At 55.0% G+C, this 12,793-nt stretch carries 14 protein-coding genes; 12 read left to right on the plus strand and 2 right to left on the minus strand.

From position 1 onward, the window contains the following. From Q1A00_RS05875 to Q1A00_RS05925, 11 genes are all read left to right on the plus strand, one after another. Nucleotides 1-1,982 (plus strand): response regulator (locus Q1A00_RS05875; protein ID WP_299755700.1); only part of this gene is annotated, 1,982 nt, incomplete at its 5' end. 8 nt (nt 1,983-1,990) lie between these two features. Next, nucleotides 1,991-2,359, plus strand: coding sequence for a hypothetical protein (locus Q1A00_RS05880; RefSeq protein ID WP_299755703.1), 369 nt, complete (start codon nt 1,991-1,993; stop codon nt 2,357-2,359). A 3-nt stretch (nt 2,360-2,362) separates the two neighbouring features. After that, a complete protein-coding gene (locus Q1A00_RS05885) occupies nt 2,363-2,806 on the plus strand; it encodes a chemotaxis protein CheW (protein WP_299755706.1) in 444 nt (147 codons plus the stop codon). 7 nt (nt 2,807-2,813) lie between these two features. Beyond that, the gene (gene cheB / locus Q1A00_RS05890) at nt 2,814-3,866 is read left to right on the plus strand and encodes a chemotaxis-specific protein-glutamate methyltransferase CheB (RefSeq protein WP_299755708.1); all 1,053 of its coding nucleotides are present in this window, start codon (nt 2,814-2,816) and stop codon (nt 3,864-3,866) included. Between the two features lie 2 nt (nt 3,867-3,868). Next, nucleotides 3,869-5,203, plus strand: a complete 1,335-nt coding sequence (locus Q1A00_RS05895; protein ID WP_299755709.1) for a CheR family methyltransferase — start codon at nt 3,869-3,871, stop codon at nt 5,201-5,203. 91 nt (nt 5,204-5,294) lie between these two features. Continuing rightward, nucleotides 5,295-5,669 carry a 2Fe-2S iron-sulfur cluster-binding protein gene (locus Q1A00_RS05900; protein WP_298400709.1) on the plus strand — a complete coding sequence of 125 codons (375 nt, stop codon included), beginning with the start codon at nt 5,295-5,297 and terminating at the stop codon, nt 5,667-5,669. 515 nt (nt 5,670-6,184) lie between these two features. Continuing rightward, nucleotides 6,185-6,760: a cytochrome c gene (locus tag Q1A00_RS05905; protein ID WP_299755714.1), complete on the plus strand. Its 576-nt coding sequence runs from the start codon at nt 6,185-6,187 to the stop codon at nt 6,758-6,760. A 509-nt stretch (nt 6,761-7,269) separates the two neighbouring features. After that, nucleotides 7,270-7,731, plus strand: a complete 462-nt coding sequence (locus tag Q1A00_RS05910) for a hypothetical protein (protein ID WP_299755717.1) — start codon at nt 7,270-7,272, stop codon at nt 7,729-7,731. Nucleotides 7,732-7,759: 28 nt separating this feature from the next. Then, complete coding sequence (locus Q1A00_RS05915; protein WP_298400702.1) at nt 7,760-8,203, plus strand: cytochrome c; 444 nt, start codon at nt 7,760-7,762, stop codon at nt 8,201-8,203. Between the two features lie 62 nt (nt 8,204-8,265). After that, nucleotides 8,266-8,697, plus strand: coding sequence for a hypothetical protein (locus Q1A00_RS05920; protein WP_298400699.1), 432 nt, complete (start codon nt 8,266-8,268; stop codon nt 8,695-8,697). Between the two features lie 117 nt (nt 8,698-8,814). Further along, complete coding sequence (locus Q1A00_RS05925; RefSeq protein WP_298400696.1) at nt 8,815-10,239, plus strand: glutamine synthetase family protein; 1,425 nt, start codon at nt 8,815-8,817, stop codon at nt 10,237-10,239. Nucleotides 10,240-10,281: 42 nt separating this feature from the next. On the opposite strand, the gene Q1A00_RS05930 is transcribed toward Q1A00_RS05925, so the two are convergent. Next, complete coding sequence (locus tag Q1A00_RS05930) at nt 10,282-10,482, minus strand: hypothetical protein (protein WP_299755720.1); 201 nt, start codon at nt 10,480-10,482, stop codon at nt 10,282-10,284. Nucleotides 10,483-10,626: 144 nt separating this feature from the next. Further along, nucleotides 10,627-11,520 carry a UbiA family prenyltransferase gene (locus Q1A00_RS05935; protein WP_298490524.1) on the minus strand — a complete coding sequence of 298 codons (894 nt, stop codon included), beginning with the start codon at nt 11,518-11,520 and terminating at the stop codon, nt 10,627-10,629. A 197-nt stretch (nt 11,521-11,717) separates the two neighbouring features. Between Q1A00_RS05935 and Q1A00_RS05940 the strand changes: the two genes are divergently transcribed. Then, complete coding sequence (locus tag Q1A00_RS05940; protein WP_299755723.1) at nt 11,718-12,746, plus strand: STAS domain-containing protein; 1,029 nt, start codon at nt 11,718-11,720, stop codon at nt 12,744-12,746. The last annotated feature ends 47 nt before the right edge of the window (nt 12,747-12,793 follow it).

Raw genomic sequence — 12,793 nt, forward strand, 5'->3', positions numbered from 1 at the left:
CTGCTGATGTCTGCGATGTGATATATCACGCGCTCGATCTTATTGGCGCATTGATGGATCAGGCCGTGCCCGGTGTGATTGCTGATGAATCGGCTTTTACTGCAATGTTAGCTCAATTGGCCGCGATCACGCAGACTGATACGCCGCCGGCGCCCGAACCGGTTCCGGCAATGCCTGCGCGCGCCGTTTCGGCGCCGGTCACTCCGGCTGAAACGAGCATCAGAGTAGATGTCGGTATTCTTGATAACCTGATGCATGAAGTCGGTGAATTGCTGACCAGCACGTTGCGCTCACGGCAGTTGGCGCGTGATCTGCAAGCGTTCGCCCCCCAATTTGAACGGTGGCGACGCACGTGGCGGCGCGCAGCGCCAGTGGCACGGCGTGTGCAGCGCCGCGCTGCGCCTCACGCCGCTGGCAAAACCGATAGCGACGACTTCCAAGCCCTCGTAACGACCCTAGAACAGGCGAATGCGCTCATTGATGCGCTCAGCGCAGCGATCAGTCGTGTTGCTGCCCGTGCCCGCGAAGACCACGACCGCCTGAGCGCGATCAGTGGCAGGTTGCAAGCCTATGTCCAACAAACCCGAATGGCTCCGCTCAGCGGGATTGTCGGGCCGTTGCGCTTGCATGTGCGTGAGTTGGCCCGGAGCGCCGGCAAAGAGGTTGAATTTGTGATCGATGATGGCGGCGCGGAAGCAGATCGGCAAGTCCTCGAACAGGTGCGTGAGATGTGTTTGCACCTGCTGCGTAACGCCGTCGATCACGGTATCGAGTCGCCTGAGGTGCGGCAGGCGCAGGGTAAGTCTCCCACCGGACTGGTGAAGCTCGTTGCGACTACAACTGGTGATCGGCTGGTTATTACGCTGAGTGATGATGGTGCCGGGATTGATTTGGAACGGGTGCGTCAGCACGCTATCGCCAGCGGGTTGTTAACTCGTGAGCAAGCGACGGTTGATCAAACCGTGTTGCTCGACCTAATCTTCGTCCCCGGTTTTTCGACCAAGAGCAGCGTCAGCGCATTATCGGGGCGCGGGGTGGGGCTTGATGTCGTGCGCACGAGCGTTGAACGGATGGGTGGGCAGATTAGGGTTGAGACCACGCTTGGTCAAGGCTCCACGTTCATTCTCAGCTTGCCGCTGACTTTGCAACGTTCCCATGGTCTGCTGATCCACGTTGCAAGACATACCTTTGCCATCCCGCTGGATAGTTTGCAACGGATCGTGCCGGCTACCCGCGAACGGGTGCGGATGTTGGCAGGGCGCGCAGTGTTGTTAATGGAAGGACGGCCATTACCGCTGATTCCATTGGGACAGTTGTTGGGGATCAACAGCGAGAGCACGATTGATCTGGATGAAGCTAAACCGGTGCTGATCCTCGGTGTGAACGAGCGGCAAATCGCTTGTCTTGTTGATGCAATTAGTGAAGAGCTAGAATTAGTTGTTCATCGCCTGCCGGCCCCGTTACAACGAGTACAGTTCGTGAGTGGCGCGGCGATCCTTGCCGATGGCAGTGTGGCCCCGATTCTGGATCCGGTTGATATGATTCGGGTAGCGATGGCGGCTCGCCTAACCGTGGCTTTGCCCGATAAAACAGTTGTCTCAGCGCAAGCGCCGGCCATCCTTGTGGTCGATGATTCAATTACAACCCGCACCCTCGAAAAGAATATTCTCGAAGCCGCTGGGTATCGCGTACAGCTCGCCACCAACGGTCAAGAGGCCCTCGACCAATTGCGTGCGTTGCAAGCCAACGGCGGCTGCCAATTAGTATTGAGTGATGTGGATATGCCACGGCTCAACGGCTTTGAATTGACTGAGCGCATTCGTTCGGATCCGCAACTCCGCCACTTGCCGGTTGTGTTGGTTACCTCGCTCGATAATCCAACCGACCGCGAGCGCGGTTTGACGGCAGGCGCCGATGCGTATATTGTCAAACGCGCCTTCGACCAACAGGCGTTGTTGGCAACCATCGCGCGCTTGCTCTGAGATAAGCTATGAACCACGTCCAAGAGCAACAAATCACTGTCAGCACTGACGCTGACCTCATTCTCCTTCGCCAGATGCTACGCCAATGCGCGCGTACCATGGCACTCACGCCTTCGCAACAGGCGCGAGTGACCGCAGCGGTGAGCGAAGTTGTGCGCGCGTTAATCTGCCAATTGAGCAGCAGCACGATCACGATTCATTGCGATGATAGTGATATCCATCACGCATTGGTCATTGAGTGCGAAGCCGAATCTGAGGCATATCACCGGGCAACCCGTCAAGCAGACGTTCAAACTGCGTACACGCTGGTTGATGAAGTGAAGGTGCAGCAATCGCCACTTGGTTGCCATCTGGCAATGAAGATGCGTGCGAGGTAGTTTATGATGTCACATACCTTTGTCACCTTCCGCGCCGGCAATCAGATGTTTGCCCTTGCGCTGAGAGTCGTGCAACAGGTGGTGCGGTTGCCGGCCATAACTCCGGTTGCTGGTGCGCTCCCAGTTATCGCTGGCCTGCTCGATTTCCATGGCCGACTGATCCCAGTGCTGATCGGGCATTACCTGCTTGAACAGCCGGTGAATATTCATTTGAATACCATGGTGATGATTCTAGGAGTCAATGTCGATCAACCGCAACTCGGCTTGCTGGTTGATGAGGTCTACGGTGTGTACCAAGCGCAAGCTACTGATCTGACCCCTCTGACTATCGGCAGTAATGTCCTGATGGCATCCCTCCATACCAACAACGGTGTGATGCCGGTGCTTGATCCGGCAGTGCTAGCTGCCTATGCCCAAATAGCGTCTGTTTCTGAACATGTTGGCTAGGAGTGCTATGAAACCGTATACTGCACCGATTCGAGTCTTGCTCGTCGAAGACTCGCCTAGCCAGTTACAGTTACTCCGCGCGTATCTTGCTGCCACACCGGATCTGATAGTGGTTGGTACAGCGACAACAGGTCAGGAAGCAGTACAATCAACAATCCGTCTGCGGCCAAACGTGGTGGCGATGGATATTCATTTGCCGGTGTTTGATGGCTATGAGGCGACGCGCCAGATTATGCGGCATCAGCCAACTCCGATCGTGTTGTTTAGTTCGAGTGCCGGCAATGCCGAACAGCGGGCAATGGCGGCATTAGCTGCTGGCGCGTTGGCAGTCGTGCGCAAACCAGCCGGACCGGCTGATCCGGCGAGTGCGACTGATCGCGAGCATTTGATCCGTACCCTGCGTCTCATGGCTGGCGTCAAGGTGGTCACTCGCCATCCGCCGCGTGCCAAGCCGACACCGGTGTTGCATCGCACCTCTAACCAGATTGATATTGTGGCAATTGCTGCCTCAACCGGTGGCCCGGCCGCATTGCAAACAGTGCTCACCGATCTCGGTGCGCATATGCCAGTTCCCGTTGTTATTGCTCAGCATATGGCGGTTGGTTTTGCGCAGGCGCTAGCTGATTGGCTAGCGAGTGTTGTGCCGCAACCCATCCATGTGGTTACGCGCGAGCTGTCGCTTACGCCCGGTCACGTCTACATACCGGCAGATAACCTGCATCTCGTGATTAAACAACCGGGCACAGTTGGCGTGATCCCTATCAGTGACACTGACCGCTATTGTCCCAGCGCCGACCGGTTGTTTGCCAGCGTTGTTTGCCATTACGGCGCGCGTGCTATTGGCGTTATCCTGACCGGTATGGGTGAAGACGGTGCGCAAGGGTTGGCTGAGTTGGCCGCTGCCGGTGCTATCACCTTTGGCCAAGATGAAGCTTCGTGTGTGGTGTATGGTATGCCCAAAGCGGCTAAAGCGTTGGGTGCGGTGCGCTATGAATTGCCACTTGAACGGTTAGGGCTTTCGGTTGCTGCATTGCTCACTCCAGTCCAGCCCAAGGACTGACTATGCTGAGTGACGACCTCTATCAACGGTTTGCCACCCTCGTGCGCGAGCGCACGGGTCTTTCCTATCCCCCGCAACGTCGCGCCGACTTGGCCTATGGTTTGCAACGCGCCGCGCAGCAGCTTGGTGTGGCTGATCTGGGCCAACTGCTGGCATTAATCGAACGCTCGCCTGTCGCATGGAACGAAGTGATCGCCGAACTCACGATTGGCGAGACCTACTTTTTTCGCAATGCCGCCCAGTTTGCCGCGTTGCGCGAGGTCATCTTGCCCGATCTCATCCAGCGGCGCAGTATGGTGCGCTATCTGCGGCTCTGGAGCGCTGGCTGCGCGACCGGCGAAGAACCGTATTCATTGGCCATCACGCTCCGTGAGACGTTGCCTGCCGATCCGCCGTGGCAGATCAGCATTTTAGCGACCGATATCAATTTCCGCTTTCTCGAACGCGCCCGCGAGGCGGTTTACGGCAACTGGTCGTTTCGCGAAACGCCCGAGTATGTGCGTGATCGCTATTTCATTCCCGAAGGAGGCCGCTGGCGCTTGCGGAATGAGGTCAAGCGTGATGTCGTCTTCGCGCAGCTTAACCTCGTCGAGCCGATCTACCCTTCGCCGCAATCGGGCATTATTGCGTTTGATGTTATCTTCTGCCGCAACGTATTGATCTACTTCGATGAAGCCACTACCCAACCCATTATTCAGCGGATGTACGACTCGCTCGTTCCCGGCGGCTGGTTAGTGGTTGGGCATGCCGAACCAAATCTTGCCCTCTACCGCCAATTTGAAACGCACAACGCACCGGGTACTGTTCTGTATCGCAAACCCTTGTACGCGCCGCCCTTTACGCCGGTAGGCGCTGCGTGCTCTGTGTCTACCCCGTCGTCACCACTCGCATCTCCACCAATCCTCCGACCCCCTCCTGCAACCGCGCCAGTTCCGTCATCGCCTGAAGAACGACTCCGTCACGCGCGTAATGCCGCCGATCGCGGCGATTGGGCAGTCGCGCAAGCGCATGTGCAAGCTCTGCTGAACGATCATCCGCTCTTTGCGCCGGTGTACTATCTGCAAGCCCAGATTGCTGAACATCACGGCCATCTCGACGAGGCGTTAGCCTGCTACCGTCGTAGCGTCTACCTTGATCCGCACTTCGTGCTCGGCCTCGTTGGGATGGCGAGTATCGCGATTCGGCTTCAGCAACGTGATCTTGCCCGTCGTGTCCTGCGGCAGGCGCTGGATCAGCTCAATCAGCAGCCGGATGATCAAATTGTTGATTTGTTTCACAATGAAACTGTTGCTGAAATACGATCGTATATCACTCTTTTGTTACAGCACATACATTGATCGATGTTGTGCATCCTGATTGACGCAACGCGAAACTAGTGGTATTGTATATGTGTCTTATTCCCGCGCTGCATTAATCTGTGGAGGAAGCATGCCCACGGTTACGATAGGTGACTACTCGATCAATGTTGCGTCTGGGACGAGATTAGTGCTTGCGATCGAACAGGCTGGAATTGCGATTGGCCATCGTTGTGGTGGCTATGCTCGCTGTACGACGTGCCGAGTTGCGTTTGCGGCTGGCGAACCAGATGAAATGACTGCCGCTGAGTACGCAAAACTCAGCGAGCGCGGTCTCTTAGGTCAATACCGCCTTTCCTGTCAGATCGTGTGTGACCGTGATATGGTCATTGCTGACGTACCTATGACGCTTGAGAGCCAAGGCTGGACTGATACTGGTCCTCCACCAGAACCAACCGTTACACCTGATCCAACCACCCATCCACGTGCAACGTTTGAGCGTGGTTAGCAAATGCCGAATACATTGCCTAATCGACAGAGCCGGTAGAAGCCGCCAAGAATAGCAAGCTGAGCTGGTTATCAGCCAGACTGCCTTATTGAAGTGTGGTCTTGGGTAGATGGAAAGCAGCAGGCATCCCGTTCTCGGTCAAAACGCGCGTGGAATAGGTTGTATGGCTGGGGCAAACTTTCATTGTTGCGAGGGATGGCTGGCGGAGATGAAGGATAAACTGTGCCGTCACGGTACAGGTTCTGGCTGTACGTGTGTGATGCCGTCAGCATACTGCTTCACCACAGGTCAAATGAGCCTCTTAGCGTTTTGCCCAATGCGTTCTATAAAACTCTGCCGTCGCTCACGATTGCTATTTAGTGGGTGGCGCCTATGATGTCCCTCTTCTCCTGACCTACCGTTCCTCATCTCTCGCTAGTGATTGCTGTTCCGCACGTTTACGTTGCGTGTGGGAGAGGTTCGTATTGTTTCTCGTTGTAGTATGGTTAACACCTATTTGCAAAGGAGATAAGGGCATGAACCGCGCGATCGCATGGATGTTTACCCTATTGCTGATCACGTTCTTGGTGGCCTGTGGTAGATCGCAAAACACCGCGCAGTCGGTTACCACGCAATCGGCTCATGCAATGCAATTGAATAATGCACCATCGAGCGCTGCCCAAGCGACCGAGGCATCGCAGGCGAGCGCTGCCCAAGCGACCGAGGCATCGCAGGCGAACGCTGCGCAGTCAGCCAATGTATCGCAATTGGCTGAGCTGTTGCCGCCAAGCTTGATCGCGACTCCCATCTCATCTATCGGCGATCCGGTGCGGGGTAAAAATCTGTTTATTCCTTGCTCTGGGTGTCACAGTACCTCTACAGAGGTCTTACTTGGGCCGGGTCTAGCTGGTCTCTTCAGTGCTCAAGGGCCGGTGTTACCGGAAGGCGTGGATTACAACGGTCTGCTGCCAAATGGCAAGGAGCGTAGTGAAGAAAATGTGGCCGAATGGATCCGTAGTGGCGGTGCCGGGAGCATTGGTTACATGCCGCCGCATAATCTGGACGATCAACAGATGGCAGACTTGCTAGCATTCCTGCGCACGTTGAAGTAAGACTTGCCGGTATCATTCGGCACTGTTCACGTTTCTTGCACGATCTGGTTTACGACCATATTCGTCGAACAGCATACCGAATTCAGAAACTGCTGGGTCAGTGTCGCCTTGCCTTGCCTGCTAGACTACATGTGCCTATGAGTCGGGCATAGCAGAGCCATCCTTGACGTTTACGTGTGAAGGAAAGAACGACACTGACCCCATCCCCGAATCAGCTATCGCATGCGATCCTCCCTCTCACCGGTGGGCGATGGTTGAGGGTAATAAGCGAATTGTAGTTTCTCCTTCTATATGTACCATCTTTCCCGTAATGTGGGTCTTTTCTAAAGGCTCTGTAAGTCTCATCCATACGTATGCTTATCGGTCTATTTTCGCTTGCTCGTCAAACCGGAACTTCGCGCCTTTGTGTTGATTGACGACAACATTTGTTGGTGAATGTTAATTGTTATGCCACTTTTTGCCGGTGTTCACCTCTTGACAATGCATACTCCTAACGTTACGATCAAGCCGTGAAAAACGGCACAAGTTTCCTCTTTCGCCGGTTGCGCCGGCAATTGCATATCCTGAAGCATTGGAGCACGCGGGTCGTGGCTATCATCGTCGTGCTTGAGTTGGGTGTGCTCAGCCCGCTTAGTTGCGTATTGCACTGCCTGATCCAGCAATGGATGTATGAGCAGGCTTCACCCAATTTCTTTTTCTGCGATCTGCGCCACGACGGAACGATCACCGACGATGCTGCCCCCATTGCTACGGTGCATCCGCGTGCAGTCTACGAAGCGTTGCCGCCGCTATGGGTTGCGGTGCTGCTTGTTGTGCCGCTCATCCTGCTCTTGGCTTCACATCACCCTGCTCTCCTTCGCACTAGTCCTCTCCCTCCCCCAACCCCGCCGCCGCGCATGTTCTCCTTGCGCCTGCTGTTCCCGTCATTGCCGGTGAAAAATGTCAAAGCTGCATCTGCGGTGCAGTGGTAGTTAGCGCACTTTGCTCAAGGAGGACATTATGAATCGCACCAGCGCGTGGATGTTCACGCTCCTGTTGATCGCGCTCTTGACAGCTTGTGGCGGCAATCAGAATGCGGCGAATTCGTCTTCGTCTCAGGCGAGCGAAACGTTGCCGGTAGCATTGACCGATACTTCCATTTCCTCTAAGGGCGACCCCAAGCGCGGCAAAGAGCGGTTTGGGCCATGCGCCGCTTGTCATACCACTTCCAAAGAGGTCTTAGTCGGGCCGGGGTTGGCCGGTCTGTTCAGTGCTAAGGGGCCGGTTCTTCCCAAAGGTGTCGATTACAACGGCATGTTGCCGAATGGCAAGGAGCGGAGTGAGGCGAATATTGCCGAATGGATCCGTACCGGCGGTACCGGTCGGATTGGTTATATGCCTGAGCATAAACTGACCGATCAAGAAATGGCCGACCTCATGGCGTACCTGCGCACGTTGAAGTAATAAGGAGCGAGCCGGCAGCGGAGACCACACTGCTGCCGGTGCTATGTTACCCGGGATACGCTATGCGCACCGCTTGTTTCGGTTGGGTGTGCTGTCTAGTCATCTTGTTCAGCAATTTTGCCATCCCACCAGTTGGTCGTTTGGCGCAAGACCAATTTGCGCGCAACCTGCTGGCGCTAACCCAACCTTACCGTTTGCCCACCGCGATCATTCGCGATCTCATCGCTGCCGTTGAACACGGCGATCCATCCGAGTTGGCGGCTTTCGCCGCGCAGATGGATCGTCCGGGTTCGCTCGACCTGCTTATCTCAGCATGGCAGCATGCCCATCGTCCGGCCAGTTTCGTGTTGGGACCATACCGCGTGCCTGATTGGCCCATCCCCGGTACCCAACTCGCTATTCCGCTCCGCTTCGCTTGCCCTCACGGTGAAAGCAGACTTGAGGTAATCGTGACCTTAACGGTGTTGGGTTGGCAAGTCAGTGAAATTCGCTAGCCCAGCTAGAACGCTGGTCATTGCTCTCGCCACCAGCCGCCGGTAACGGCGGCTGTTGCTCTTCGGAGTATAATACGCGCTAACAACCACGCTGTTGTCTAGTGAAAAGGAACTTCCATGAGCGAGTTGCGCGACTTTCTCGAAATTCCCTATGAGCAACTGGAAGAGTTGAACCTGAGCGTGAAGCGCCAGCGCTTGGCTCGCGTCTCGCCGGATGTGATGCGCGAAGAGCGGATGCGCTACCTCACCGATGAGCGCCGGATTAAAGCAGTGACGGTCTGCTTCACCGATCTCGAAGGCCGCCTGCACATGCTTGATTACGACAAAAAGTTTCTCCTTGCTTCTGCCGATAACCTGACCTTCGACGGTTCGTCGGTGCGCGGCTTCTCGGTGCAAGCCGAGTCGGATCTGCGCCTTGCTATCGACTGGTCGGCATTCTATTGGCTGCCGGCTGATGTTTTTGGCCCCGGCAAGGTGCTGGTCTTTGGCTATGTGTTGAACCAAGATGGCTCGCCATACGAGGCCGATATGCGTGGCCGGCTGCACCGCTACGTGAATGAGCTGTATGAGCGTGATGGCATAACCTGCAATATCGCCACCGAGATTGAAGGCTTTCTCTTCAAGGGGCGCAACGCCGAGCAGCGCTTCCGCGAGACCGGTGAGTTTACGATGGTCAGCACCGGCGGTTACTATCACTCGCTACCCGGTGATCCACTGCGCCAGTTTATTGATATGGCGGCGGAAGCGCAACGGGCTATGGGGTTTGAAAATGAAAAGGATCACCCCGAAGTTGCGCCCTCGCAGTTCGAGATGAATTATAGCTACACCGAGGCAACTATTGCTGCTGACCAGATTTTGCTCTACAAGCTGATCTGCCGCCAGATTGCCAGTAAGCTCGACATGACCGCGAGCTTCTTGCCCAAACCGGTCACTGGTGTGAATGGCAATGGCATGCACACCAACATTTCGCTGGCACGGCAAGGGGTGAATCTCTTCTACGATGCTAACGGCCCCGAACGGTTGTCGGAGTTGGCGTGGAGCTTTATCGACCGCATTCTTAACAGCGGGCAAGATCTCTGCCTGATTTTGAATTCGAGCGTGAATGCGTACCGTCGGCTTGATCCCCACTTCGAGGCACCCAACCAGATCAAGGCGTCGCCGACCGACCGCGGTTCGATGATCCGCATTCCAATTGGTAATGCCCGTTCGGCTCGCATCGAGGTGCGCTCGATTGCGCCTGATGCTAATCCCTATCTGGCCATCTACGCCTTGCTGCGCACCGGTCTCGAAGGGCCGCTGCCCACCACTGATGTGCGTAATGGCACGGCAACTCTGCCCGATAACATCTACGACGCGATTGCCAACTTCCGCCAGAGCGCCTTTATGGCCCAGATTTTGGGTGAAGGTGTTCATACCCGCTTCGTCGATCTCAAGACGACGGTAGCAGACCGTTGTCCGCGCAAACTCGGTACGCTTATCAAGCGGGCTGAGGTGCAGTTCCATCACGAGGTGACGAATCAGTATCTGTGGAGCCGGTTTTGATGTCGGGCGGTGGCGTGGTAGGGACACAGCGTCGCCGTGTTCCTACCACGCCGCTATGTCACCAAACAATTGCTCGGTCGCTGTCTGCCATTCGGGCAACACCATGCTTGGCACCATCACCTGCCCGCGGTAGACATGCTCGGCGCGGTAGTCGCTTTCCTCTAACGTCAGCAGTTCTACCACCCGATGGCTGGGGATCGGCGATCCAATACTCGCGCACTCCAGCAGCAGCGTAGCGATCACGCTTCTCACGCCGGGTCATAGCTGGCTGTGCCCGGTGATACCACCTCCACAATCAGATCGGGCGGGCCAACAATCCGGTATGCCAGCGCCGGAGATGGTGGTACACCCTGCCACCATCTTCGGCGCTGGCTATGGCTGGTGTGGTTACAGCACGACGATCGCTGCCGCTAGCACAAAGCAGTACCAATAGGTGTAGAGCATATAAGAGACGTGATCGGCAGCCGTTGTGCGAAACAGCAACACCCGGCCAGCGATGACGAGGCATAGTCCAGCTAGAACGAGATCAAGGAGTAGCGCACCGACATTCAACCCAAATGGGACGAAGAGGGCGAAATGGGTAAGGAGTGCCGATAATACAAATGCCACTGCTACAAACCCTCGAGTGAAATTGGTGCCGAAGACAATCGGCAGCGTGCGGCGATTATTCAGTCGATCACCATCAATGTCGCGTAGGTCTTGGATCGATATATTTGCAAAAGCCGTTAATGCGGCAAAGATCAACCATGTGTATGCTTCTGGTGTTAGTGGTCGCACCATTTGCCAAGCCGCTGCCAACTGGGCAATGACACCGAGCATCATTGCGAGATTTTTCAGCCAATAATGCCGCGCGAATCCACCCAGATTGTGTAACGTGAGGGTAACTTGCCAGAGGAGGGTCCATTCAACGACACCTAACCACCAGCCAACTAAAGTGAAGAGGATCATCGTGCCAAACCAGCGTATCCAGGTACCGCGCCGCGATACTAGGCCGCTCGGCAAGGGGCGATCCGGCTTGTTAAGCCGATCCTCTGCTTCACCAGCCAATTGATTAGACAAGCAGAAGGTGGTACAGTAGAGCCAAAAGTAGATCATTCCCCAAACGACGAGGCCCGGCAGTGCGTGCCAATCAGGTTGGGCACTGTGCCACGCTGCGAGCATAAAGAGCATACCGGGTATCACTGTGGCCGAGATGTCGTACCGAGTAAAGCGCCAATAGAGGTAGACTTCGGACGCAATCGTTTTCAGCCAATGAGGTAGACGGGCGGCAGGTATTCTCATGGGGGTATACATCATCATCTCCTATGCTGGAATGCTCGCCAAACGATGATAGCAGCAATATTATAGCGAAAAAATGTGCCGATTGGCATTGTTTGGTTTCGGTTATGTTCTATAATGAGGTACTGTTGTCGTCTGTAGCATTCCACCATTTACATCGCTTCCTTATCGAGTTACGCTAATAGATTAGGAGTGTGAACATGCTTTCTACAGAAGCTTTTATTGAACACTTCTACCGTCGGATTGTGCGAGCAATTGCTCTGGGTACGCTGGCAATTGCTTCGATTGTTGCTTCCATTACATTGGTCACGTTTGTCGTGATCGGCAATAGTGCTATTATTGCAATTTTGGCAATTGCTTTGATTTCGTGTCTGGGAAGTGGGCTAACCCTATTCCTATTAGCGCGTAAACAACCACTTTGGCAAGCAACTATACCATTTGGATTGTCCATTATTGTAAACGAAATTGTCACTGTGCTCCTATTTCCAGAGTTGCGTCTTGCTGTGACGCCGTTTCTTAGCGTAGTCGTGCTACTGGCTGGACTATATCGTTCGCGTTTATTTTCGATTGGCATCGTGGTGGTATGTATTGTTGTCATAATATTTATTGTTTTAGTCGTACCTGATGAATCAATAACTGTGATTCCGCTGCCCCTTCTCCGCTTCTTACAAGCTAGCAGCCTTATCGCCTTGCTGATTGGAATCTGGGCCTTCCTTGATCAAATCCTCGCGGCGCAGATGCAGGCGTTGCAGCTTGCCGAGCAACGCGCCTACGAGGCTGAAAACGAACGGCAGAAGGTCGAAACGGCAAATCGTGAATTGGAGCAGCGTAATGTTGAGCAGCAACGTCTGCTTGAGTTGGTAGCGGCCCTCGAATTGCCAATCTTGCAGATTGACAATCAAGTGTTGCTAGTACCGCTGGTGGGTAATCTCGACAGCCGCCGTGCCGAGCAATTGCGCCGCCGAATTCTAGAGGAAGTGGCCGAGCGACGTGCGCATACGGTGATCATCGATATCACCGGGATTACGGTCATCGATACGGCAGTAGCGAAAGCGTTGGTTGATACCGCAACCGCCATTCGCTTGCTGGGTGCGCGCACGATTATCAGTGGTATTCGGCCTGCCGTGGCCCAGACGCTGGTGCATCTTAACGCCGGTTTAGGAGATATTGTTACCGCGCCGAATCCTGAAACCGCGCTTGCCCTAGCGCACCATCCGGTTGTGGCGTGATGCATGGGACGTTACAGCGCTTGCAACTGCACACTCTTTGCTATAAT

The sequence above is a fragment of the uncultured Chloroflexus sp. genome, from assembly GCF_938091255.1.
GTDB lineage: Bacteria > Chloroflexota > Chloroflexia > Chloroflexales > Chloroflexaceae > Chloroflexus.

Excerpts from the sequence above, each read along its gene's own strand:
- Q1A00_RS05925 (WP_298400696.1), top strand. The coding sequence starts at position 8,815 with ATGAGCGAGTTGCGCGACTTTCTCGAAATTCCCTATGAGCAACTGGAA.
- cheB (WP_299755708.1), top strand. The coding sequence starts at position 2,814 with ATGAAACCGTATACTGCACCGATTCGAGTCTTGCTCGTCGAAGACTCG.
- Q1A00_RS05935 (WP_298490524.1), bottom strand. The coding sequence starts at position 11,520 with ATGAGAATACCTGCCGCCCGTCTACCTCATTGGCTGAAAACGATTGCG.
- Q1A00_RS05905 (WP_299755714.1), top strand. The coding sequence starts at position 6,185 with ATGAACCGCGCGATCGCATGGATGTTTACCCTATTGCTGATCACGTTC.
- Q1A00_RS05900 (WP_298400709.1), top strand. The coding sequence starts at position 5,295 with ATGCCCACGGTTACGATAGGTGACTACTCGATCAATGTTGCGTCTGGG.
- Q1A00_RS05880 (WP_299755703.1), top strand. The coding sequence starts at position 1,991 with ATGAACCACGTCCAAGAGCAACAAATCACTGTCAGCACTGACGCTGAC.
- Q1A00_RS05940 (WP_299755723.1), top strand. The coding sequence starts at position 11,718 with ATGCTTTCTACAGAAGCTTTTATTGAACACTTCTACCGTCGGATTGTG.
- Q1A00_RS05915 (WP_298400702.1), top strand. The coding sequence starts at position 7,760 with ATGAATCGCACCAGCGCGTGGATGTTCACGCTCCTGTTGATCGCGCTC.
- Q1A00_RS05920 (WP_298400699.1), top strand. The coding sequence starts at position 8,266 with ATGCGCACCGCTTGTTTCGGTTGGGTGTGCTGTCTAGTCATCTTGTTC.
- Q1A00_RS05895 (WP_299755709.1), top strand. The coding sequence starts at position 3,869 with ATGCTGAGTGACGACCTCTATCAACGGTTTGCCACCCTCGTGCGCGAG.
- Q1A00_RS05885 (WP_299755706.1), top strand. The coding sequence starts at position 2,363 with ATGATGTCACATACCTTTGTCACCTTCCGCGCCGGCAATCAGATGTTT.